General features: G+C 70.4%; 25 protein-coding genes. 23 read left to right on the top strand and 2 right to left on the bottom strand.

Translation table 11 applies throughout. The features are described 5' to 3' along the window. Nucleotides 1-392 precede the first annotated feature (392 nt). From EPA64_RS05250 to EPA64_RS05160, 19 genes are all read left to right on the top strand, one after another. Nucleotides 393-1,484, top strand: coding sequence for an Mrp/NBP35 family ATP-binding protein (locus EPA64_RS05250; RefSeq protein WP_134725208.1), 1,092 nt, complete (start codon nucleotides 393-395; stop codon nucleotides 1,482-1,484). Nucleotides 1,485-2,078: 594 nt separating this feature from the next. Next, complete coding sequence (gene mraZ, locus EPA64_RS05245) at nucleotides 2,079-2,600, top strand: division/cell wall cluster transcriptional repressor MraZ (protein WP_134725207.1); 522 nt, start codon at nucleotides 2,079-2,081, stop codon at nucleotides 2,598-2,600. 3 nt (nucleotides 2,601-2,603) lie between these two features. Then, nucleotides 2,604-3,566 carry a 16S rRNA (cytosine(1402)-N(4))-methyltransferase RsmH gene (gene rsmH, locus EPA64_RS05240; RefSeq protein WP_134725206.1) on the top strand — a complete coding sequence of 321 codons (963 nt, stop codon included), beginning with the start codon at nucleotides 2,604-2,606 and terminating at the stop codon, nucleotides 3,564-3,566. Continuing rightward, nucleotides 3,566-4,000 carry a cell division protein FtsL gene (ftsL, locus tag EPA64_RS16390; RefSeq protein ID WP_181953500.1) on the top strand — a complete coding sequence of 145 codons (435 nt, stop codon included), beginning with the start codon at nucleotides 3,566-3,568 and terminating at the stop codon, nucleotides 3,998-4,000. Before rsmH ends, ftsL begins: the two co-directional genes overlap by 1 nt. Before the next feature lie 4 nt (nucleotides 4,001-4,004). After that, the gene (locus EPA64_RS05230) at nucleotides 4,005-5,807 is read left to right on the top strand and encodes a peptidoglycan D,D-transpeptidase FtsI family protein (RefSeq protein ID WP_134725205.1); all 1,803 of its coding nucleotides are present in this window, start codon (nucleotides 4,005-4,007) and stop codon (nucleotides 5,805-5,807) included. Nucleotides 5,808-5,822: 15 nt separating this feature from the next. After that, the gene (locus EPA64_RS05225; protein WP_167626593.1) at nucleotides 5,823-7,307 is read left to right on the top strand and encodes a UDP-N-acetylmuramoyl-L-alanyl-D-glutamate--2,6-diaminopimelate ligase; all 1,485 of its coding nucleotides are present in this window, start codon (nucleotides 5,823-5,825) and stop codon (nucleotides 7,305-7,307) included. Beyond that, the gene (locus tag EPA64_RS05220) at nucleotides 7,304-8,695 is read left to right on the top strand and encodes a UDP-N-acetylmuramoyl-tripeptide--D-alanyl-D-alanine ligase (RefSeq protein ID WP_134725204.1); all 1,392 of its coding nucleotides are present in this window, start codon (nucleotides 7,304-7,306) and stop codon (nucleotides 8,693-8,695) included. The genes EPA64_RS05225 and EPA64_RS05220 overlap by 4 nt, the downstream gene beginning before the upstream one ends. Before the next feature lie 3 nt (nucleotides 8,696-8,698). Beyond that, the gene (mraY, locus tag EPA64_RS05215) at nucleotides 8,699-9,781 is read left to right on the top strand and encodes a phospho-N-acetylmuramoyl-pentapeptide-transferase (RefSeq protein WP_134725203.1); all 1,083 of its coding nucleotides are present in this window, start codon (nucleotides 8,699-8,701) and stop codon (nucleotides 9,779-9,781) included. A 3-nt stretch (nucleotides 9,782-9,784) separates the two neighbouring features. Beyond that, nucleotides 9,785-10,126 carry a VOC family protein gene (locus EPA64_RS05210; protein ID WP_134725202.1) on the top strand — a complete coding sequence of 114 codons (342 nt, stop codon included), beginning with the start codon at nucleotides 9,785-9,787 and terminating at the stop codon, nucleotides 10,124-10,126. A 10-nt stretch (nucleotides 10,127-10,136) separates the two neighbouring features. Continuing rightward, on the top strand, nucleotides 10,137-11,540 hold the full coding sequence (murD, locus tag EPA64_RS05205; protein WP_134725201.1) for a UDP-N-acetylmuramoyl-L-alanine--D-glutamate ligase: 1,404 nt from the start codon (nucleotides 10,137-10,139) through the stop codon (nucleotides 11,538-11,540). An 83-nt stretch (nucleotides 11,541-11,623) separates the two neighbouring features. Further along, nucleotides 11,624-12,076, top strand: a complete 453-nt coding sequence (locus EPA64_RS05200; protein WP_134725200.1) for a GFA family protein — start codon at nucleotides 11,624-11,626, stop codon at nucleotides 12,074-12,076. 34 nt (nucleotides 12,077-12,110) lie between these two features. Further along, nucleotides 12,111-13,031 (top strand): SDR family oxidoreductase, encoded by a 921-nt coding sequence (locus EPA64_RS05195; RefSeq protein WP_181953499.1) that lies wholly within the window; start codon nucleotides 12,111-12,113, stop codon nucleotides 13,029-13,031. A 95-nt stretch (nucleotides 13,032-13,126) separates the two neighbouring features. After that, a complete protein-coding gene (locus EPA64_RS05190; protein ID WP_134725198.1) occupies nucleotides 13,127-13,741 on the top strand; it encodes a ribonuclease D in 615 nt (204 codons plus the stop codon). 9 nt (nucleotides 13,742-13,750) lie between these two features. Next, on the top strand, nucleotides 13,751-14,698 hold the full coding sequence (locus EPA64_RS05185; protein WP_134725197.1) for a KpsF/GutQ family sugar-phosphate isomerase: 948 nt from the start codon (nucleotides 13,751-13,753) through the stop codon (nucleotides 14,696-14,698). Then, nucleotides 14,699-15,265, top strand: a complete 567-nt coding sequence (locus EPA64_RS05180) for a hypothetical protein (RefSeq protein ID WP_134725196.1) — start codon at nucleotides 14,699-14,701, stop codon at nucleotides 15,263-15,265. Between the two features lie 18 nt (nucleotides 15,266-15,283). Further along, nucleotides 15,284-15,772 (top strand): lipopolysaccharide transport periplasmic protein LptA, encoded by a 489-nt coding sequence (lptA, locus tag EPA64_RS05175; RefSeq protein ID WP_134725195.1) that lies wholly within the window; start codon nucleotides 15,284-15,286, stop codon nucleotides 15,770-15,772. Then, nucleotides 15,772-16,515, top strand: coding sequence for an LPS export ABC transporter ATP-binding protein (gene lptB, locus EPA64_RS05170; protein WP_134725194.1), 744 nt, complete (start codon nucleotides 15,772-15,774; stop codon nucleotides 16,513-16,515). Before lptA ends, lptB begins: the two co-directional genes overlap by 1 nt. A gap of 202 nt (nucleotides 16,516-16,717) precedes the next feature. Beyond that, entirely contained in the window at nucleotides 16,718-17,299 is a 582-nt protein-coding gene (gene hpf, locus EPA64_RS05165) for a ribosome hibernation-promoting factor, HPF/YfiA family (RefSeq protein ID WP_134725193.1), read from the top strand. Between the two features lie 115 nt (nucleotides 17,300-17,414). Then, complete coding sequence (locus EPA64_RS05160; protein WP_134725192.1) at nucleotides 17,415-17,879, top strand: PTS sugar transporter subunit IIA; 465 nt, start codon at nucleotides 17,415-17,417, stop codon at nucleotides 17,877-17,879. A gap of 115 nt (nucleotides 17,880-17,994) precedes the next feature. On the opposite strand, the gene EPA64_RS05155 is transcribed toward EPA64_RS05160, so the two are convergent. After that, nucleotides 17,995-18,750 (bottom strand): N-formylglutamate amidohydrolase, encoded by a 756-nt coding sequence (locus EPA64_RS05155; RefSeq protein ID WP_134725191.1) that lies wholly within the window; start codon nucleotides 18,748-18,750, stop codon nucleotides 17,995-17,997. A 112-nt stretch (nucleotides 18,751-18,862) separates the two neighbouring features. On the opposite strand from EPA64_RS05155, the gene pyk reads away from it, so the two are divergent. From pyk to rplT, 4 genes are all read left to right on the top strand, one after another. Further along, a complete protein-coding gene (pyk, locus tag EPA64_RS05150; protein WP_134725190.1) occupies nucleotides 18,863-20,311 on the top strand; it encodes a pyruvate kinase in 1,449 nt (482 codons plus the stop codon). Nucleotides 20,312-20,343: 32 nt separating this feature from the next. Then, nucleotides 20,344-20,568, top strand: coding sequence for a hypothetical protein (locus EPA64_RS05145; protein WP_134725189.1), 225 nt, complete (start codon nucleotides 20,344-20,346; stop codon nucleotides 20,566-20,568). A gap of 105 nt (nucleotides 20,569-20,673) precedes the next feature. After that, nucleotides 20,674-20,874: a 50S ribosomal protein L35 gene (gene rpmI, locus EPA64_RS05140; RefSeq protein WP_134725188.1), complete on the top strand. Its 201-nt coding sequence runs from the start codon at nucleotides 20,674-20,676 to the stop codon at nucleotides 20,872-20,874. 13 nt (nucleotides 20,875-20,887) lie between these two features. Then, a complete protein-coding gene (gene rplT / locus EPA64_RS05135) occupies nucleotides 20,888-21,268 on the top strand; it encodes a 50S ribosomal protein L20 (RefSeq protein ID WP_134725187.1) in 381 nt (126 codons plus the stop codon). 61 nt (nucleotides 21,269-21,329) lie between these two features. Here rplT and EPA64_RS05130 read toward each other — a convergent pair whose 3' ends face one another. Then, nucleotides 21,330-22,739, bottom strand: a complete 1,410-nt coding sequence (locus EPA64_RS05130) for an alanine/glycine:cation symporter family protein (RefSeq protein WP_134725186.1) — start codon at nucleotides 22,737-22,739, stop codon at nucleotides 21,330-21,332. Between the last annotated feature and the right edge of the window lie 62 nt (nucleotides 22,740-22,801).

Here is a 22,801-nt window from a genome sequence, read left to right as displayed (position 1 = left end):
GGGAGGAGGAGAGGGGTCGCCGCCGCAACAGCGTCACCCCAGGGAGGAGGAGAGGGGCGCCGCGAGCAAGGAACTTGGCCGGGGAGGAGGTCGGCGTCGTTCCTTGACAGCAAGATGGGCCAAATGCTGCGGATGCACAATCACCAATAGCGCGCAGCAGCTATGCGCTGGGCGCATTACACATCGTCGCGATTGCCCTAAATAAGCCCTGATCGATGACTCTTTGGCCACATGTGCCAATAAAGTTCCCTTAGTTATGCTCGTGACGCAAGGTATTTTTGGGCTGACCCGCATTTCGCCGCGTCACGCGGGGTGCGCTGGCGGGCTGTCGGTCGGCGCAGCGGCGCATTATACAGGGCCGGACCCGAACCCAGCGCATGAGGCCAAGCCAGATGAGTGTAGATCGCGAAGCCGTCCTGGCGGCACTGGGCCGCATCATCGTTCCGGGTGGGCGGTCGATGGTCGAGGCGGATCTTGTCCGCGCGTTGCAGATCGGCGCGGACGATGTCCGCTTTGTTCTGGAGGCGCCGGACGCCACCTATGCCAAGGCGCTGGAACCCGCCCGCGCCGAGGCCGAGCGGCGGCTGCGCGACCTGCCCGGCGTCGCGCGGGTGCAGATCGTGACCACCGCCCCCGCCGGCAAGGCGCCCCCCGTCGCCGCGCAAAGCGGCGCAGGCGCGCCCCCCAGCCTCAAGATCGGGCGGCATCCGACCCCGCAGGCCGGCCCCGAGGCGATCCCCGGCGTGGCGCGCATCGTCGCCATCGGTTCGGGCAAAGGCGGGGTCGGCAAGTCCACGCTGACCACCAACCTTGCCGTGGCGCTGGCCCAGGCCGGGCGGCGCGTCGGCGTGCTGGACGCCGACATCTATGGGCCCAGCCAGCCGCGGATGCTGGGCGTCACCGAACGGCCCCGCAGCGAGGGCGACCGGATCATTCCCGTGACCGCCCACGGCGTCACCATGATGTCGCTGGGCCTGATGATGAAGGAAGGCGAGGCCGTCGTCTGGCGTGGACCCATGCTGATGGGCGCGCTGCAGCAGATGCTGAACCAGGTCGAATGGGGCACGCTGGACGTGCTGCTGGTGGACCTGCCGCCCGGCACCGGCGACGTGCAGCTGAGCCTGTGCCAGAAGGCCCCCGTCACCGGGGCGATCATCGTGTCCACCCCGCAGGACGTGGCGCTGATCGACGCGCGCCGCGCCATCGACATGTTCGACAAGCTCAAGACTCCGGTTCTGGGGCTGGTCGAGAACATGTCCACCTATGTCTGCCCCAACTGCGGGCACGAGGCGCATCTGTTCGGCCACGGCGGCGTCGCGGCCGAGGCGCAGGCGCGCGGGCTGCCCTTTCTGGGCGAAGTGCCGCTGGATCTGTCGGTGCGCACCGGCGGCGATTCGGGACGGCCCGTGGCGGCCGGGCGCGGCCCGGTCGCGGACGCCTATCGCCGTCTTGCGGATCGCCTGATCAGCGGCGGCGTGGCCTGAGCGCGCGCGTTTCCGGGAATATACGGGAAAGCCGGGCGAGGCCCGGCTGGCCCCTTTAGCCTGCGGGAATCACCGCCGCGTGAGGGGGTGTGAGTCACGTCGCCGCAAACCGTATAGCCCGCTGCGCGCGACCCTCCCGCACCATTCCCGGCACCGTGGGTCCATTGTGCAACATCACGCCGACCGCAATATATAGCGTCGCGAAGGTTGCCAAACCCAACCACTCTCTGGCCGCTTTCCGCTCTGCGGAATGTTCGCCTCTCGTTCGCGTGAGGTGGCGTGAAGCATCGGACGGCACCGTGCAGAAACCCGTTGCTTCCCATGATTTCCCGTGGCATCCCCTGTGACACGGAAGACGGGCAGTGAAGGGGCGACCAAGACCCCGGCCAAGGCAGGCTTCATACAGGCACCCGCCATCCGCAATGCGACCCGGTCGCGCGCGAGCAGCACCTTCCCCCAGGTGGCGCGACGAACACGGGCGATCCCCGAAACTTCGGGGCCCAGAGATGGGACGAGGGCGGCGGATCGGGCAGTGGCAGCGGCCCGATCCGCCCTTTCCCGTTCTGGGGCAGGGACAGTGGAAGGGATGCGGGCTTGGCGCGCAGGTTCAGAGGCTCGGACGAGGTCAAGGTGGACGCCAAGGGGCGCGTCTCGATCCCGGCCAAGTTCCGCCGCGTGTTCGAGACCTGCGACCCCGACTGGGAACCCAACAGGCGCCCGCAACTGGTCATCGTCTATGGCCGCGACGACTGGCGGCACCTGGAACTCTACACCATTGACGCCATTCATGAAATCGACGCCCAGATCGACCTGATGCAGCGCGGCTCGCCCGAGCGGCGGCTGCTGGAATCGATCATGCACGGCAGCGCCGAAGAGGCCGAGATCGACCCCGACGGGCGCCTGGTCCTGCCGCAGAAGCTGCGCGAAAAGATCGGGCTGGACGAGCGCGCGTTCTTCATCGCGTCGGGCGACTATCTCAAGGTCTGGCGTCCCGAAACCTATGCCGAGGCCGAGGGCGACGAGGTCGAGGCGCTGGTCGCCAGCTTCGAGCCGGGGTTCGACCCGCGCGCGCTGCTGCCGCCGCTGCCGCCTGCGGCCAAGACGGCCGGGGGCTGAGCCGTGGACGCCCCGCATGTCCCCGTCCTGCTGCGCCCGCTGCTGGCGGCGGTCGCCCCGGTGACCGGCGTCTGGGCCGATGGCACCTTTGGCGCCGGCGGCTATGCGCGCGGCCTGCTGGACGCGGGTGCCGACCGCGTGATCGGGATCGACCGCGATCCCGCCGTGCTGGCGATGGCGGCGGGCTGGGCCGGCGCGCAGGGCGACCGGCTGCGGCTGGTGCCGGGCACGTTTTCCGACCTGGACACGCTTGCGGGCGAGCCGCTGGACGGCGTGGTGCTGGACCTGGGCGTCAGCTCGATGCAGCTTGACCAGCCCGAGCGCGGCTTTTCCTTCCTGCGCGACGGACCGCTGGATATGCGGATGGGCGGCGACGTGCCGTCGGCGGCCGACCTGCTGAACAACGCGGACGATGCGACCATCGCCGACGTGCTGTATCATTACGGCGAGGAACGCGCCGCCCGCCGGATCGCCCGCGCCATCGTGGCCGGGCGGCCGCTGTCGCGCACGGGGGAACTGGCGGCGATCGTGTCGGCGCAGCTGCCCCGGCCGAAACCGGGCCAAAGCCATCCCGCCACCCGCGCCTTTCAGGCGATCCGCATCTGGGTCAACGACGAGTTCGGCCAGCTTGTCGCCGGGCTTGCCGCCGCGGAACGCGCGCTGAAACCCGGCGGCAGGCTGGCGGTCGTCAGCTTTCATTCGCTGGAAGACCGCATCGTCAAGCGCTTCATGCAGGCGCGCGCCAATGCCGCAGGCGGCGGCAGCCGCCATGCCCCGCAGGTGGTGCAGGACGCCCCCGCCTTCACCCTGCCGTTCCGCCGCGCCGTCGGCCCCGACGACGCCGAACTGGCCGCCAACCCGCGCGCCCGGTCGGCGCTGTTGCGCGTGGCGATCCGCACCGACGCCCCGGCCCGCCCGGTCGAGGGCGCGGCGCTGGCGCAGCCCATCCTGCCCGGGGGCGCGTGATGCGGTCGGTGATGTATCTGATGGCCGCGCTGGTCGTGATGGGGCTGGCGTTCTGGGTCTATCGCGAGAATTACCGCACCCAAAGCCAGATCGACCGGATGCAGTCGGTCCAGAACGAGATCGCGGGCCTGCGCGACGATCTGGGCGTTCTGCGCGCCGAATGGGCCTATCTGAACCGGCCCGACCGCCTGCGCGAGCTGGTGGACCTGAACTTCGACCGGCTGCGGCTGGTGCCGGTCGCCGCCGGTCAGTTCGGCACCGCCGCCAACGTCGATTACCCCGCCCCCGACGCGCCCGTGCCCCCGGACCCCGAACTGGGCGAACCCGGCCCCCCGCCCGCTGCGGCCTATCCCGGCGGGCCGCGGGCACGGCCCGCGTGGGTCGCGGGCGGTCCCACGTCTGCCCCCCCTTCCGCCCCGCTGCCCGAGGAGTGACCGCATGATCCGCACGCCCCTGCGCCCGCTGGCCCGCATCCTGCGCGCCCGCGAAACCGGCCAGAACCCCGACGAGATCGAGGCGGAACTGCGCGCCCAGCGTCACGCCGACATCCAGGACCGCGCCCGCCGGCGGGCCGAAACCCGGCTGAAGGTGATCGTGGGCAGCTTTGTGCTGGCCTTCGCGCTGGTCGGGTTCCGCATGGGCGCGCTGGCCCACAGCCAGCCGTCGGAACCCCGCGCGCTGGCCTCGGGCGCGCAGATCATCTCGCAGCGCGCCGACATCGTGGACCGGCGCGGCCGCGTTCTGGCCACCAACCTGTCCACCCATGCGCTTTACGCCCATCCCCGCGATCTGGTCGATCCGGCCCGCGCCGCGCGCGAGCTGGCGAAGATATTCCCCGACCTGAACGCCGAGCGCCTGACCGCCGACCTGACCGGCAGCCGCAAGTTCGTCTGGGTCAAGAAAAAGCTGTCCCCCGAACAGATGCAAGCCGTCCATGACATCGGCGAGCCGGGTCTTGTCTTTGGCCCGCGCGAGATGCGGCTTTACCCCAACGGCCGCCTGGCCAGCCATATCCTCGGCGGGTCGCAGTTCGGCAACGAAGGCGTCGCCAGCGCCGAGGTGCTGGGCATGGCGGGCGTTGAAAAGGCCTTCGACAACTGGCTGCGCGATCCCGCCAACGCCGGCGCGCCGCTGGCGCTGTCCATCGACCTGACCGCGCAGGCCGCGATGGAGGAGGTGCTGGGCAACGGCATGAAGGTCATGAAGGCCAAGGGCGCGACCGGCATCCTGATGGAGGTGGCGACCGGCGAGATCGTGGCGATGGCCAGCCTGCCCGACTTTGACCCCAACAACAGGCCGCGGCCGCTGCTCAAGGGCGATCCGTCCGACAGCCCGCTGTTCAACCGCGCGGTGCAGGGGCAATACGAACTCGGCTCGACCTTCAAGATCTTTCCGGTGGCGCAGGCCATCGACGAAAAGCTGATCAACGCCAACACGATGATCAACGCATCCTCGCCGATGAAGATCGGCAAGTATCTGATCCACGATTTTCACAACTATGGCGGCCAGCTGTCGGTGGCCGACATCATCGTCAAGTCGTCGAACGTGGGCACGGTGCGGATCGCGCAGATGCTGGGCGCCGAACGCCAGCAGCAGTTCCTGAAGGATCTGGGCCTGTTCGAGCCGACCCCGGTCGAGATGTCCGAGGGGCCGACCGGCAAGCCGCTGGTGCCCACGCGCTGGCCCGCCGTCACGGCGGCGACGGTCGCATTCGGCCACGGGCTGGCGGCCAGCCCCCTGCACCTTGCGGCGGCCTATGCGACCATCGCCAACGACGGCCGCCGGGTGCGCCCGACGCTGGTGCATCGCAAGGAACACCCGGCGGGCGAACAGGTGCTGTCGCCCGGCGCGGCCAAGGCGGCGCGCGACCTTCTGCGTCAGGTCGTGACGCGCGGCACCGCCCGCCAGGCCGAGGTCGCGGGCTATGCCGTCGGCGGCAAGACCGGCACCGCCGACAAGCCGCGCCCCGGCGGCGGCTATTACGCCAGCAAGAACGTGTCCACGTTCGCGGCCATGTATCCGTCGGACAAGCCCGTCTATGTGCTGGTGGTGTCGCTGGACGAACCCTCGGTCGCCTCGGCCGGCGGGGGCGAGATGCGCACGGCGGGCGCCACGGCGGCCCCGGTCGCGGCAGCCCTGGTCCAGCGGCTGTCGCCGATGCTGGGCCTTCGCCCCGACAACGTGACCCTGCCCGAGATTGCGCCCCGCCCGGCGGATGCCCTAAAGCTCGTGTCCAACTGAGGGCGGGGGGACAGGGTGACAGGCGACGGCAAGGAGCTGAACCGGCTTGGCCTGCAGGCGCGCGACGGGCGCGATCCGCAGATCACGGGCATATCGCTGGATTCGCGGCAGGTGCGCGACGGCCACCTGTTCGCGGCCCTGCCCGGATCGGCCGTCCACGGGGCCGAGTTCATCCCGTTTGCGCTGCGTCAGGGCGCGGCGGCCGTGCTGACCGACCGCGCGGGGGCAGCCATCGCCGCCGACGCGCTGGCCGGTGCAGGCGTGGCGGTCGTCGTGGCCGAGGATGCGCGCGCCGCGCTGGCGGGCGCGGCGGCGCTGTGGTTCGACGCCCAGCCCGGCACGGTGGTCGCGGTCACCGGCACCTCGGGCAAGACCTCGGTCGCAAGCTTTACCCGGCAGCTGTGGCAGGCGCTGGGACACAAGGCGATCAGCCTTGGCACGATGGGGGTCGAGGGCGACTTTCAGGCGCGGCTGGCGCACACGACGCCGGACCCGCTGACCCTGCACCGGGTGCTGGCCGAGGCCGCGGCGGCGGGCGTGACCCACGCGGCGATGGAGGCGTCGTCCCACGGGCTGGACCAGCGCCGGCTGGACGGGGTGCGGGTCGCCGCCGGGGCGTTCACCAACTTCAGCCAGGACCACCTGGATTATCACAAGGATTTCGACAGCTATTTCGCCGCCAAGGCGCTGCTGTTCACCCACATCCTGGAACCCGGCAGCTTTGCCGTCGTTAACACCGACGACCCGCGGGGTGTGCAGATGGCGCAGGTCGCCCGCGACCGCGACCTGCATCTGGTGACCATCGGCCGGGGCGAGACGGCCGACCTGCGCATCCTCGCGCAGCGGTATGATTCCACCGGGCAGGAGCTGCGCTTTGCCCTGAACGGGCAGGCGCATCTGGTCCGGCTGGACCTGATCGGCGGCTTTCAGGCGGAAAACGTGCTGGCCGCCGCCGCCCTCGTCATCGCCACCGGGGCCGAGCCGCAGCGCGTCGTCGATGCGCTGCCCGGCCTTGCCACCGTGCGCGGCCGGATGGAACTGGCCGCCGTGCGCGGGAACGGCGCGGCGGTGTTCGTGGATTACGCCCACAAGCCCGGCGCCGTGACCGCCGCGCTGCAATCGCTGCGCCCGCATGTCATGGGCCGCATCGTCGTCGTGATCGGCGCGGGCGGCGACCGCGACCGGGGCAAGCGCCCGCTGATGGGGCAGGCGGCGGCGCAGCACGCCGACGTCGTCTATGTCACCGACGACAACCCCCGCAGCGAAGACCCCGCCGCGATCCGCGCCGAGGTGATGGCGGGCGCAGGCCCCGACGCGACCGAGGTCGGCGACCGGGCCGAGGCGATCCTGCGCGGCGTCGATGCGCTGGGCCCCGGCGACGCGCTGCTGATCGCGGGCAAGGGGCACGAAACCGGGCAGATCGTCGGCAGCGACGTGTTCCCCTTTGACGACGCCGAGCAGGCCTCGGTCGCCGTCGCAGCACTGGATGGCATGATATGACCCTGTGGACCGCGGCCGACGCGGCCGCCGCGACCGGGGGGCGGGCGACCGCCGACTGGGCCGCGGACGGCATTTCCATCGACAGCCGCACGATCCGGCCCGGTGATCTGTTCATTGCGCTGACCGATGCGCGCGACGGCCATGATTTCGTGGCGCAGGCGCTGGACAAGGGCGCGGCCGCCGCGCTGGTCAGCCGCATCCCCGAAGGGGTCGCGCCCGACGCGCCGCTGCTGGTCGTGCCCGACGTCTTTGCGGCGCTTGAGGCGCTGGGCCGCGCGGGCCGGGCGCGCACGCGGGCGCGGGTGCTGGCGATCACCGGATCGGTCGGCAAGACCTCGACCAAGGACATGGCCGCCGCCGCGCTTGCCGGGCAGGGCCGCGTCCACGCCGCCGAGGCCAGCCTGAACAACCACTGGGGCGTCCCCCTGACGCTGGCCCGGATGCCCGCCGACACCGACTGGGCGATCGTTGAACTGGGGATGAACCACCCCGGCGAGATCGAGCCGCTGTCGCGCATGGCCCGCCCCCATGTCGCCCTGATCACCACCGTCGCCCCCGCCCATATGGAGGCGTTCGGCAGCCTCGACGGCATCGCCCGCGAAAAGGCCGCGATCTTCGCCGGGCTGGAGCCGATGGGCGCGGCCATCATCCCCGAGGATCTGCCGGTGACGCCGATCCTGCGCGCGGCCGCCGACGCCGCGGGCGCGGTCGTCGTGGGCTTTGGCCGCGACGGCATGGCGAAACCCCTGTCGGCCAGCGTGGACGCCACGGGCCACACCGCGCTGAGCGCCCGCGTCCTGGGCGAGACGGTCGCCGCCACGCTGGCGACCGCCGGGGCGCATTTCACCATGAACGCGGTCGGCGTGCTGGCCGCCATCGCCCGGCTGGGCGCGGACCTGCCCACGGCGGCGCGCGGGCTGGCCGGCTGGCGGCCCTATCAGGGGCGGGGCGCGGTCGAACGGCTGCGCGGCCTCACGCTGCTGGACGACAGCTATAACGCCAACCCGACCAGCCTGTCGGCGGGGCTGGCGACGCTGGACCGCCTGCCGCCGGGGCGGCGTGTGGCGATCCTGGGCGACATGCTGGAACTGGGGCCGGACGAAAACGCCCTGCACGCCGGGATGGCCGACGATCCGGCGATGGCGGGCGTCGCCGTGGTCCACAGCTGCGGGCCGCGGATGCGGCACCTGCACGACGCGCTGCCTGCGGAAAAACGCGGGATCTGGGCGCCCGACGCCGCGGCGCTGATCGCCCGGCTGGACGATCTGGTCGCCGACGGGGATCTGGTCTTCGTCAAGGGGTCCAAGGGATCGCAGGTCGCCCGCGTGGTTGACGCGATCCGCAAATCGCGCCAGACGCCGCCCCCTGCGGCGCAAGAACGGGACTGACGGATGCTTTACTGGCTCACCACGCTTTCGGATGGCGGCGGCGTGTTCAACCTGTTCCGCTATATCACCTTCCGGGCGGGGGCGGCCTTTTTCACGGCGCTGATCTTCGGCTTCATCTTCGGGCGGCCGCTGATCAACTGGCTGCGGCTCAAGCAGAAAAAGGGCCAGCCGATCCGCGACGACGGCCCGCAGACGCATTTCGTCAAGGCCGGCACGCCGACCATGGGGGGGCTGCTGATCCTGTCGGCGCTGTTCGTGTCCACGCTGCTGTGGGCGCGGCTGGACAACGGCTATATCTGGATCGTGCTGCTGGTGACGGCGGCCTTTGCCGCCATCGGGTTCGCCGACGATTATGCCAAGGTCACCAAACAGCATCACGCGGGCCTGTCGGGGCGGGTCCGCATGGGGATCGGCCTGATCGTGGGCGCGCTGGCGGGCCTTGCCGCCGCCTGGCTGCACCCCGAGGGGCTGTCGGGCCAGCTTGCGCTGCCGTTCTTCAAGAACGCGCTGATCGGGCTGGGGATCGTGTTCGTTCCCTTCGCGATGCTGGTCATCGTGGGGGCGGCCAACGCGGTCAACCTGACCGACGGGCTGGACGGGCTGGCCATCGGCCCGGTGATGATCGCCGCGGGCACCTTCGGCGTGATCTCGTATCTGGTCGGCAACGCCAATTTCGCCAACTATCTCGGCGTCCACTTCGTCCCCGGCACGGGCGAGATCGTGGTCTTTACCGCCGCGCTGATCGGGGGCGGGCTGGGGTTCCTGTGGTATAACGCGCCGCCCGCCGCCGTGTTCATGGGCGACACCGGCAGCCTTGCGCTGGGCGGGGCGCTCGGGGCCATCGCCGTCTGCGTCAAGCACGAGATCGTGCTGGCCATCGTCGGCGGCCTGTTCGTGGTCGAGGCGCTGAGCGTCATCATCCAGGTGCTGTATTTCAAGCGCACCGGCAAGCGCGTGTTCCTGATGGCCCCGATCCACCACCATTTCGAAAAGAAGGGCTGGGCCGAGCCGACCATCGTCATCCGCTTCTGGATCATCGCCATCATCCTGGCGCTGATCGGGCTGTCCACGCTCAAGCTGAGGTGAGCCGTGCCCGCGCTCGTCACCACGCCCAACCTGCCAAGCCGCAGCTTTGACGCGACCGAGGCGTTCTATGCCCGGCTGGGGTTCGTGCGGCGCTGGCGGGACGAGGGCTGGATGATCCTTGAACGCGACGGCGCGGCGATCGAGTTCTTTCCCCACCCCGGGCTTGACCCCAAGGCAAGCTGGTTCAGCGCCTGCATCCGCACCGACGATCTGGACGCGCTGCACCGCGAGATCGCGGCGCTGGACCTGAACGGCCCGCAGGGCATCACGCGGGTCGCCGACGACCTGCGGATGTTTCCCATCATCGACCCCGACGGTAGCCTGATCCGCTGCCTTGGACCCTGAGGAGCCGCCGATGATCCCCGTGCAAGGCGTCGCCAACCAGACCATCGCCGTCCTCGGCCTCGGCCGGTCGGGCCGGGCCACCGCCGCCGCGCTGGCGGCGGGCGGCGCGCGCGTCGTCGCCTGGGACGACAGCGCCGAGACGCGGGCGCAGGCGGAAACCGAGGGGCTGGCGGTCGTGGACCTGACCCGCGACGCGGGCTGGGCGGACCGGATCGACGCGCTCATCACCTCGCCCGGCATCCCGCATCTGTATCCCGCGCCGCATCCGGCCATCGCGCAGGCGATGGCGCGGGGCGTGCCGGTGGACAACGACATCGGGCTGTTCTTCCGCAGCTTTGCGACGCCCGACTGGGAACGCATGGACACGCCCCCCCGCGTGATCTGCGTCACCGGGTCGAACGGGAAATCGACCACCACGGCGCTGATCCACCACGTCCTGCAATCGGCGGGCCGCCCCGCGCAGATGGGCGGCAACATCGGCACCGGCGTCCTGTCGCTGGACCCGCCCGAGGACGGCGAGGTCGTGGTGCTGGAACTGTCCAGCTATCAGACCGACCTTGCCCGCGCCCTGACCCCGGACGTGGCCGTCTTCACCAACCTGTCGCCCGACCACATGGATCGCCACGGCGGCATGGGCGGCTATTTCGCGGCCAAGCGGCGGCTGTTCGCCGAGGGCGGGCCGGACCGCTGCGTGGTCGGCGTGGACGAGGCCGAGGGGCGTTACCTTGCCAACCAGCTGGGGCAGGGGCCGCAGGACGACCGTGTGATCCGCATTTCCGTCGATGCGAAGCTCGACGGCTTTGGCTGGGCGGTGTCGGCCCGCAAGGGGTATCTGGCCGAATGGCGCAAGGGGCGGCAGGTCGCGTCCATCGACCTGCGCGGGATCGCGGGCCTGCCCGGCGCGCACAACCACCAGAACGCCTGCGCCGCCTATGCCGCCTGCCGCGCCGTGGGCCTTGCCCCGCGCGAGATCGAGGCCGCGTTCCACGGCTTTGCCGGCCTGCCCCACCGCAGCCAGACGCTGGCCACCATCGGCGGCGTGCGCTGGGTCAACGACAGCAAGGCCACCAACGTCGATGCGGCGGCCAAGGCGCTGCTGGCCTTTGACAACATCCGCTGGATCGCGGGGGGCCTAGGCAAGGACGGCGGCATCGCCGCGCTGGCCCCGCATCTGGGGCGCGTCGCCAAGGCCTATCTGATCGGCCATTCCGCCCGCGATTTCGCGCTGCAGCTTGGCGCGACCCCGCACGAGGTCGTGGACACGATGGACGCGGCGGTCGCCCGCGCGGCGGCCGAGGCGCAGCCGGGCGACACTGTCCTGCTGGCCCCGGCGGCGGCCAGTTTCGACCAGTATCCCAACTTTGAAAAACGCGGCGAGCATTTCGCCGAACTGGTCGCCGCCCTGCCGCGCTGACCCCGGCCACGGCGCACGCAAGGGCTTGCCCCGCCACCCCCGCCGCGCCACCGTCGCCCCTGGAACCAAAGGGGGGGACAACCATGAACGGACATTGCATCTGCGGGGCGGTCACGTATCAGCTGACCGACGCGCCGCTGTTCGTCCAGTGCTGCCATTGCAGCTGGTGCCAGCGCGAAACCGGCAGCGCATTCGCCGTGAACGCGCTGATCGAGACCGACCGGGTCGTCATCGACGGCCCGCTGCGCGAGCGCGAGGTGCCGACCGCCTCGGGCAAGGGGCAGGTGCTGGTCCAGTGCGCGCAGTGCGGCTGCACCATCCTCAGCCACTATGCCGGGGCGGGGCGCAAGATGGCGTTCCTGCGGACGGGAACGCTGGACGATCCCGGCGCGTTGCCCCCCGCGATTCACATCTATGTCGGCACGCGCCGCCCGTGGGTGATCCTGCCCGATGGCGTGCCTGCGTCGGATGCCTATTACCGCGCGGCCGACCACTGGTCCCCGGCCGCGCTGGCCCGACGGCAGGCGCTGCGCTGACCGCCACAACATCTTGCGAAAGGATGCTTACGCGATGTCCAAAGACAAGACCGATCCGGTTCTGCCGCCCCACCGCTCGGGTGCGATCGAAAACCCCGACCTGCCGCTGAACCCCTATTCCGACAAGCAGCAGTCCTGGCCGGGGCTGGCCGAAAAGATGGACCCGCAGCCCGACCACGGCGAGGAAAGCTATAAGGGCCGCGACCGGCTGGCGGGCAAGCGGGCACTGGTGACGGGCGGCGACAGCGGCATCGGCCGCGCCACTGCCATTGCCTTCGCGCGCGAGGGCGCGGACGTCGCCATCGCCTATCACCCCAACGACGAATCCGACGCCCGGACCGTGGTCAGACTGATCGAGGCCGAGGGCCGCAAGGCAGTCGCCCTGCCCGCCGACCTCAGCGTCGAGGACGCGGCCCGCAAGGTCGCCGACGACGCGGTGAAACAGCTTGGCGGGCTTGAGGTGCTGGTCCTGAACGCCGGGATGCAGCAGGCGCAGAAATCCATCGCCGACATCACGTCAAAGCAGTTCGACGACACGATGAAGACCAACATCTATGCCCATTTCTGGATCACCCAGCAGGTGCTGCCGCATCTGAAAAAGGGCGCGTCGATCATCATCACCTCGTCGGTGAACGCCTATTCGCCGTCGAAAGAGCTGTTCGACTATGCCCAGACCAAGGCCGCGAACAAGGCGTTCGCGCAGGCGCTGGCCAAGCAGCTTGCCGCCGACGGCATCCGCGTGAACGCCGTCGCGCCGGGCCCGTTCTGGACGCCCATCCAGGTGTCGGGCGGCCAGCCCAAAAAGGATCTGCCGCAGTTCGGCTCCGACAGCCCGCTGGGCCGTGCCGGCCAGCCGGTCGAGATCGCGCCGATCTATGTGCTGCTGGCCAGCGACGAGGCCAGCTATATCACCGGCGAATGCTATGCCGCGACGGGGGGCAGCGGGACGGGCTGATCCCGCGGGGGCGGTCCGCGGGGGGCGTCCCTGCCTTTCCATTGACGCCACCCGCCGGGCCGGGCAAATCGCCGCGACACCAGAAGGGATCGCGCATGACCATCCACCTGCACCAGCACGATTTGCCCGACGGGCTGGACCTTGGCCCCGTCGTCGCCATCGACACCGAGACGATGGGCCTTGACCCCCGCCGCGACCGGCTGTGCCTGGTGCAGCTGTCGTCAGGCGACGGGGACGCGCATCTGGTCCAGATCGGCAAGGGCCAGCGGTCGGCGCCCAATCTGGAACGGATGCTGGCCGATCCCGCCGTGCTGAAGCTGTTCCATTTCGGCCGCTTCGACATCGCGGCGCTGTATCAGGCGTTCGGCGTGCTGACCGCGCCGGTGTGGTGCACCAAGATCGCGTCCAAGATGATCCGCACCTTCACCGACCGGCACGGGCTGAAATACCTGCTGAACGACCTGGTCGGCGTGGACGTGTCCAAGCAGCAGCAGACCAGCGACTGGGGCGCCGAGGTGCTGACCGACGCGCAGCGCGACTATGCCGCGTCCGACGTGCTGCACCTGCACCCGCTGAAGGCGGAACTGGAGCGGCGGCTGGCGCGCGAGGGGCGGACGGATCTGGCGCAGGCCTGTTTCGATTTCCTGCCGACCCGCGCCCGGCTGGACCTGCTGGGCTGGGGCGATGACAACGACATCTTCCATCACTAGTTGGCCGTGATGGACGCTTATCTGACCACCGCCCGCCGCGTCATCCGCACCGAGGCCGAGGCGCTTTCCCTGCTGGAAGCCAGCCTGGGCCAGCCCTTCGTGGACGCCATGCGGCTGATCCTGGACGCCACGGGGCGCGTCGTCGTGTCGGGGATGGGCAAGTCGGGCCATGTCGGGCGCAAGATCGCGGCGACGCTCGCATCGACCGGGACGCCCGCGCAGTTCGTCCACCCGGCCGAGGCCAGCCACGGCGATCTGGGCATGGTGACGGCGGGCGACGTTGTGATCGTGCTGTCCAACAGCGGCGAGACGCCCGAGATCGCCGACATCGTGGCCCACACCCGCCGGTTTTCCATTCCGCTGATCGGGGTCGCGGGGCGCGAGGGGTCCACACTGCTGCGGCAGGCCGACGTGGCCCTGCTGCTGCCGCAGGCCGAGGAGGCGTGCGGCACCGGCATCGTGCCGACCAGCTCGACCACCATGACGCTGGCCTTGGGCGACGCGCTGGCGGTGGCGCTGATGGAACACCGCAAGTTCACGCCGGAACATTTCCGCACCTTTCACCCCGGCGGCAAGCTGGGCGCGCGGCTGCTGCAGGTGGGTGAGCTGATGCACGCCGACATGCCGCTGGTGGACGAGGACGCGCCGATGGCCGACGCGCTGCTGACGATCAGCGCCAAGGGCTTCGGCGTGACCGGGGTCACGGGCGCGGACGGGCGACTGGTCGGGATCATCACCGACGGTGACCTGCGGCGGCACATGGACGGCCTGCTGGACCACCGCGCGGCCGAGGTGATGACCCGCAGCCCGCGCACCATCGCGCCGGGCGCGCTGGCCGAAACCGCGCTGGCGCAGATGCAGGACCGCAAGATCACCTGCCTGTTCGCGGTCGCCGACAACGGCCGCCCCGCCGGCATCCTGCACATCCACGACTGCCTGCGCGCCGGCATCGTGTGAATGGACCGCTCGCGCGTCATCCGCTGGCTGCGCGCGCTGCTGCCGCTGGCGGCGCTGGCGATCCTGTCGGGGCTGTTCCTGCTGGGCCGCTCGCCCGACCCGGAAAACGCCATCCCCTATGCCGAGGGCGCGGGCGACGAGATGGCGCGCCAGCCCGGGATGACCGCGCCCGACTATGCCGGCGTCACCCCGGACGGCGCGGTCCTGACGCTGCGCGCGGCCCGCGCCGCGCCTGCGGGCGACGAGGGCAGCGCCAGCCACGTCACGCTGGACTGGCGCGCGCCTGACGGGCTGGCGGCGTCGGTGACGGCGGGCGCGGCCGGAATCGACGGCGACCGCATCGCGCTGGCCGAGGGGGTGCGGATGACGCTGTCGTCGGGCTGGGTGCTGACCACGCCCGACATGGCCGCCGACACCGACGCCGACCGGCTGACCGCGCCCGGACGGGTCGAGGGGTTGGCCCCCCTTGGCCGGCTGAGCGCGGGCGGCATGGTCCTGTCGCGCGGGCCGGACGGCGCGCATGTTCTTGAATTGAACGGCGGCGTGCGTCTGCTATACCAGCCCTGATCCGGTCCGGGGCGTCCCATGCAGCGTGTCTTCACCCTTATCGCCCTGCCTGTGGCGCTGGCGCTGGCCAGCCCGCTTGCGGCCCAGACCGTCGCCTTTGGCGGCAGCCGGGCCGACACCTCGGCCCCGGTCGAGATGACGGCCGACACGCTGACCGTGGACCAGTCCGGCGGGCAGGCGGTGTTCACCGGCAACGTCCTGATCGGCCAGGGCGAGATGCGGCTGAGCGCGGACAAGGTCACCGTGACCTATGCCGCGGGCGGCCAGCAGAAGATCCAGTCCCTGACCGCCACCGGCGGGGTCACGCTGGTCAACGGCCCCGACGCCGCCGAGGCGGCCGAGGCGGTCTATGACGTCGCCACCGGCAACGTGACGCTGACCGGCGACGTAGTGATGACGCAGGGCCGGAACGTCCTGTCGGGGGAACGGATGCTGGTCAATCTGGCCGACGGCACCGCGCAGGTGCAGGGGCGCGTCCGCAGCGTTCTGCAGCCCGGCGGGAACTGATGGGCGCGCCCGCGCCCGGCCCGGGCCTTGCGGTCCGGCAGCTGCGCAAGGCGTGGCGCAACCGTCCCGTGATCCGCGACGTGTCGATGACGCTGGACCGGGGCGAGGTGGTGGCCCTGCTGGGCCCGAACGGTTCGGGCAAGACGACGTGCTTTTACTGCATCGCCGGGCTGAACGTGCCCGACGCGGGGCAGGTGCTGATCGACGGGCAGGACGCCACCCGCCTGCCGATGTACCGCCGCGCCCGCATGGGCATCGGCTATCTGCCGCAGGAGATGTCGATCTTCCGCGGCCTGACGGTCGAGCAGAACATCATGGCCGTGCTTGAGGTGGTGGTGCCGCAGGGCCACCGCCGCCGCGACCGGCTGGAGGAGCTGCTGGGCGATTTTTCCATCGGGCACCTGCGCGCCGCGCCCGCGCTTGCCCTGTCGGGGGGCGAGCGGCGGCGGGTGGAAATCGCGCGCTGCCTGGCCTCGGACCCCGCGTTCCTGCTGCTGGACGAACCCTTCGCCGGCGTGGACCCCATCGCCGTGGGCGAGATCCGCGGGCTGGTCCACGACCTGAAATCGCGCGGCATCGGGGTGCTGATCACCGACCACAACGTCCGCGAGACGCTGGGGATCGTGGACCGCGCCTACATCCTGCACGACGGGCACGTCCTGAAATCGGGCACCACGGCCGAGATCGTGGCCGATCCCCAGGTGCGCGAGGTCTATCTGGGCGCGGGCTTCTCGATGGGGTAAACGGCGGGGCGCGCGGCGGGCGCGACCTGTCGCTCGGCGCGCCGTCGCAGGCCGTTGACAGCCCCCGCGCGCTGTCCTCAACTGGCGTCATGCGGGCGCATCCCGCATCCTGCGCGATGCGCCACGCTGTCCAGGCTGCCGGGCCGCAGCATCGCGCCGCATTCCGCGGCGCCGGCCCCGCGGCACAGGGAAAGGATGCAAGATGCGCTATCAGATCAGTGGCAAGCAGATCGACGTGGGCGAGGCGCTGCAATCGCACGTCAAGACCGAGCTGGACGAAACCGTCGCCAAGTATTCGCAGCGCCCCACCGACGCCACGGTCATCTTTTCCCGCGACGCGCACAACCTGATCTGCGATGCGGTCGTGCATCTGTCCACCGGCCTGACCGCGCAGGCCAAGGGGCAGGCCGCCGACAACATCTATGCCGCGTTCGAGAAATGCCGCGAGCGCATGGACAAGCAGCTGCGCCGATACAAGCGGCGGCTGAAGGACCACCACAAGGACCGGACCGAGCCGGTTGAATACGGGGGCGCGGCCAGCTATGTGCTCGACGCCGACGAGGAGACGTGGGAATCGCAGGACGAAACCGGCCTGCAACCGATCATCGTGGCGGAAATGGAAACGCGGGTGCCGACCCTGTCGGTCGGCGACGCGGTGATGCAGATGGAACTGGCGGGGGCGCCCCTGCTTGTGTTCCGCAACGAGAAACACGGCGGCGTCAATGTCGTCCACCGCCGCGATGACGGCAACGTGGGCTGGATCGACCCGCGCAACCTGGCGTGACGCCTGCCCCCGGAAAGGGGCGGGGACGCGCCGCATGAACCCAAGCGCCGGTCGCCCGTTGCGACCGGCCGTCAAGCCGGCCGCCGCTGGGCGGGGCGATGAGGTCAAGGCCACGATGCACATCAGCGACATTCTTTCCCCTGCGGCCGTCCGGTCGCAGGCGCAGGTGAGCTCCAAGAAGCGCCTGTTCCACGATCTGGCCGACATGGCCGCCGCCGCCTATGGCGTCGATGCCGCGCGCACGCTGGACGCGCTGCAGGAACGCGAAAGCCTGGGGGCCACGGGCGTCGGCCACGGGGTCGCGCTGCCGCATGCGCGCATCCCGGGGCTGGAACGGGTCGCGGGGCTGTTCCTGCGGCTGGACAAGGCGATGGATTTCGACGCCGTTGACCGCCAGCCCGTCGATCTGGTCTTTGCGCTGCTGGCCCCCGATTCGCCGGGGGTCGAGCATCTGAAGGCCCTGGCGCTGGTCAGCCGCACGCTGCGCGACGCCGACCTGCGCGCCAAGCTGCGCGCCAACGACGACCCGGTGGCGCTGCATGCGGTGCTGGCGGCGGCGCAGGACGTCAAGGCCGCCTGAACGCGGCGGCCCCGGCTGTCACGAACCGGGGCGCTGCCCCGTATACGACGCTCCCGGGATATTTCCGCAAGGAAGAACGATTGCGAGCGGTGAGGCGCGCTGACGCGTTCGCGCGCTAAAGCCCGCTGTCGGCCAGCACCCGTTGCAGCAGCGGCGCGAGGCGGTCGGCCCACAGGGACTGGCCCGCCTCGTCCCGGATCAGGTCGTTCCTGACCTCGACCAGCAGGTTGGGGCGGCCGTGGGACAGCGCGTGGCGGTCGATCGAATCGCCTTGCAGATGGCCCGCATAGGGTTCGTTCGCGCCCGTCGCCCAGCCCCGGTCGCGGCAGGCCTGCACCATCGCCGGGCCAAGCCGTTCGTCGCGGTGGGAATACAGGATGCCCAGCAGCCACGGGCGCGGCGGACGCCCGCGCAGCTGCGGGGTAAAGCTGTGGACGGCGCAGATCGCGCGGGCGGGATGCGCCGCCGCCAGCCGCGCCAGCGCCGCGTGATAGGGGCGGTGCAGCCGGTCCAGCCGGCGCTCGCGTTCGGCCGCGTCGGCGCGGCGGTTGGCCGGGATGACCGTGCCGTCGTAAAGCCGCATCAGCAGGGTCGGGTCGTCCTCGCCCCGGTTGGGGTCGATCACCAGCCGCGAGAACCGCGACAGGATCGCCGGCGCGTCCAGCCGCCGGGCCAGCGCGCGGGCCAGCCCCGCCGCGCCCACGTCCCAGGCGATGTGTCGGGCCATGTCGGCGGGCGCGATCCCCAGGTCGCCGTCCGCGACCCAGTCCGGCACGCGGTTGCTGGCGTGGTCGCAGGTGACCAGCCAGCGGCCGGGGCGGCCGGCGCCCTCGATCGCAAAGGGCTGTTCGGTCGTGGTTCCATCAGGCATCGCAGCCCCGCTATAGCCGCAGCCTTGCCCCTGCGCCAGTTGCCGTTCGGCGCGGTTTCCGACATAACGGCGGCAAGTTGGCGCTAACGGCCGAGGCCGATGGGGGGACGGGATGAGACGACACCGCAACGTCAAGATCGTGGCGACACTGGGGCCGTCATCCAGCGACCATGCCACCATCCGGGCGCTGTTCGACGCCGGGGCCGACGTGTTCCGCCTGAACATGAGCCACGGCACCCATGCCGAGCAGCAGGCGCGCTATGACATCATCCGCGCGGTCGAGGCCGAGACGGGCCGCCCCATCGCCGTGCTGGCCGACCTGCAGGGGCCCAAGCTGCGCGTCGGCGTGTTTGCCGCGGGCGCGCATGAGCTGGACGAGGGCGACGCGTTCCGGTTCGACCTGGACCCCGCGCCGGGCGACGGGACACGGGTGCAGCTGCCGCACCCCGAGATCTTTGCCGCGCTGTCGCCGGGGTCGCGGCTGCTGGTCAACGACGGCAAGATCCGCCTGCGCGTGGACGCCTGCGGGCCGGACTTTGCCGATTGCGTGGTGACGGCGGGGGGCACGATTTCCAACCGCAAGGGCGTGAACGTGCCCGATGTGGTGCTGCCGCTGGCGGCGCTGTCGGACAAGGACCGCGCCGATCTGGAGTTCGCCTGCGAGCTGGGCGCCGACTGGCTGGCGCTGTCGTTCGTCCAGCGGCCCCAGGATGTGGTCGACGCGCGCGATCTTGCCCGCGGCCGCGCCGCGATCCTGTCCAAGATCGAAAAGCCCGCCGCGGTCGAGGCGTTCGCCGAAATCCTGAAGGTGTCGGACGGGATCATGGTCGCGCGCGGCGATCTGGGCGTCGAGCTGCCCGTCCATTCCGTGCCGCCGATCCAGAAACGGCTGGTCACGGCCTGCCGGCAGGCGGCCAAGCCCGTGATCGTGGCGACGCAGATGCTGGAAAGCATGATCGAAAGCCCGATGCCGACGCGGGCCGAGGTCAGCGACGTCGCCACCGCCATCTATGAGGGCGCCGACGCCGTCATGCTGTCGGCCGAATCCGCCGCCGGCCGCTATCCGGTCGAGGCGGTGCTGACGATGGATTCCGTCGCCCGGTCGGTCGAAAGCGACCCGACCTATCGCACGATGATCGACAGCACGCGCAGCGTCCACAACCGCCAGACCATCGCCGACAGCATCGCCGTCGCCGCGCGCGAGATCGCCGAGACGACCGACGTCTCGGCCATCTGCGCCTATACCCAGTCGGGCACGACCGTCCGGCTGGCGGCGCGCGAACGCCCGCGGGTGCCGATCCTGGCGCTGACCTCGCTGCCGTCGACGCTGCGTCAGATGTGCCTGGTCTGGGGCGCGCATTGCGTGCTGGTGCCGGAACTGAGCCGGTTCAAGCAGGCCGTGACCAACGCCGCCAGGGCCGCGCGCGAGTTTGACTTTGCAGACGAAACGCAGCGGATCATCGTGATCGCGGGCGTTCCGTTCAACACCACGGGATCGACCAACATCCTTAGGGTGGCCCCGTGCGACGAGCGGTTGATCTATAGCACCGACCCGGAATAAGGGCGCAGTGAAACGACGTATTCGGTGGTCCAATGTCCGACATCCTGATTCTGGCCGGCACCGCGCTGATGGCGCTGTCGGTGATACTGGCGATCGCCGCGCTGGCGCGCACCGAGCCGCCGCGCGGCGCGGCCATCACCTTTGTGCTGGGCATCGCCGCGCTGCTGGGCGGGGCGTGGACGGACCCGACGCCGTTTCAGGTGCAGGATCTGGGGCTGGCGTGGCAGCGCCTGATCGGCGGCCAGATCAGCCTGTAAGGCTTGCCATTTCCCGTGCGCGCCGCTATAGGGCGCGCTTCGACCCCGTGCGGCCGGCCGATTGGCATTGCCGAGCCGCACGATCACTCTGACAAGGAGATGAAAATGCCGAAGATGAAGACCAAGGCCGCTGCGAAGAAGCGGTTCTCGATGACGGCCAGCGGCAAGGTCAAGGCCGGCCCGGCGGGCAAGCGCCACGGCATGATCAAGCGCTCGACGAAATTCATCCGCGACGTGACCGGGACGATGATCCTGTCCGTGGCGGACACGAAGATCGTCAAGAAATACATGCCCTACGACCGTTAAGAGGATCTGAACCATGTCCCGTGTGAAATCCGGCAAGGTCACCCACGCCCGCCACAAGAAGGTTCTTGAGGCCGCCAAGGGCTATTACGGCAACCGCTCGCGCAACTTCCGCACCGCGACGCAGGCTGTCGACAAGGCCAACCAGTATGCGACCCGCGACCGCAAGACGCGCAAGCGCAACTTTCGTGCGCTGTGGATCGCGCGCATCAACGCCGCCGTCCGCGCGGTCGATGCCGAGATGACCTATTCGCGCTTTATCGCCGCGCTGTCCAAGGCCGGGATCGAGGTGGACCGCAAGGTTCTGGCCGACCTGGCCGTGCACGAGCCCGACGCCTTCGGCGCCATCGTGGCGCAGGCGAAAGCCGCCGCCGGCACCCCGGCCGCCGCCGCCTGATCGGCGCGGACAGACCCTGACGCAGAACCCGCGCCCCGGCGCGGGTTCTTTCGTTTGGGCGTCAGCGCCAGATGTCCGCGTCCACGCCGCGGCCCGCAAGGTCGGGGTGGGCGGACAGGTGAAACTCGGGGCGGCGGCCGGCGCGGCGCTGCGCGAGGAAATCGCGGGTGATCGCGGCGATGGTGCCGGACAGCGCCACGATGGCGAACAGGTTGATCGTCGCCATCACCCCCATCGAGGCGTCGGCAAAGTTGAACACCGTGCCCACCGCCTGCAGCGCGCCCCAGATCACCATCCCCAGCACGGCGAACCGCAGGACCGTGATCCCGCGCTGGCCGAAGCCCAGATAGATCAGCGCGTTTTCCGCATAGGCATAGTTCCCGATGATCGAGGTGAAGGCGAAGAACAGGATCGCCAGCCCGACGAAGTAGAGGCCGGCCGAGCCGAAATGTTCCCCCAGCGCCGTCTGCGTCAGCGCGACGCCGGTCAGCTCGGCCGAGGGGACGGCGCCCGACAGCAGGATCATCACCGCCGTTGCGGTGCAGACCAGGATCGTGTCGATGAAGACGCCCAGCGACTGCACGAAGCCCTGCGCCGCCGGGTGGTGCGGGTCGGGGGTCGCCACCGCCGCGATGTTGGGGGCGGACCCCATCCCGGCCTCGTTGGAAAACAGCCCGCGCTTGACCCCGTTCAGCATCGCCGCCGCCATGCCGCCCGCGACGCCGCCGACGACCGGCTCCAGCCCCAGCGCCTGCCGGACGATATGGGACAGCACCGCCGGCACCTCGGACAGGTTGGTGGCGAATATCCACGCCGCCGCCAGCAGATAGGCGCCCGCCATGAAGGGCACGATCAGTTCCGCCGCGCGGGCGATCTGGGGGATGCCGCCGAAGATGATGACCGCCGTGACCGCCGCCAGCCCGACCCCGGTCACCCAGCGCGGGATGCCGAACGTCACCCACGCCTCGGCGATGGAATTGGCCTGCACCGCCTCGAACACGAGACCGAAGGAAATCAGCAGCGCCACGGCGAACAGCGCCCCCAGCCAGCGCAGCCCCAGCCCGTTGGCGATATAGAACGCGGGGCCGCCCCGATACATGCCGTTCGGCCCGTGCACCTTGTAAAGCTGCGCCAGCGCCGATTCCGCATAGGCCGTGGCCATGCCGACCGTCGCCACCACCCACATCCAGAAGATCGCGCCCGGTCCCCCCAGCGTGATCGCCACCGCGACGCCCGCGATGTTGCCTGTGCCCACGCGGCTGGCCAGGCTGACCGACAGCGCCTGAAAGGGCGAGATCCCGTCCGCGTCCTTTTCCGTCCGCCCGAAGGTGCAGCGCAGCATCTCGGGAAAGTGGACGAACTGGATAAAGCGCAGGCGCAGCGTGAAATAGATGCCGACGACGATCAGCCCATAGATCAGCACATAGTTCCAAAGGACGCCGTTGATCGCATTGATGATGCCGTCGAGCATGGAGCTCTCCTGCTGCGGGTTTGACGCAGGGGTGACATCTTGCGTCCGCCCGTGCAACCGTT

It is taken from the genome of Paracoccus luteus (genome assembly GCF_004522155.1).
Classification (GTDB): domain Bacteria; phylum Pseudomonadota; class Alphaproteobacteria; order Rhodobacterales; family Rhodobacteraceae; genus Paracoccus; species Paracoccus luteus.
Note: the sequence above shows the minus strand (reverse complement) of the source record. Positions and strands in the feature narration are given on the sequence as shown.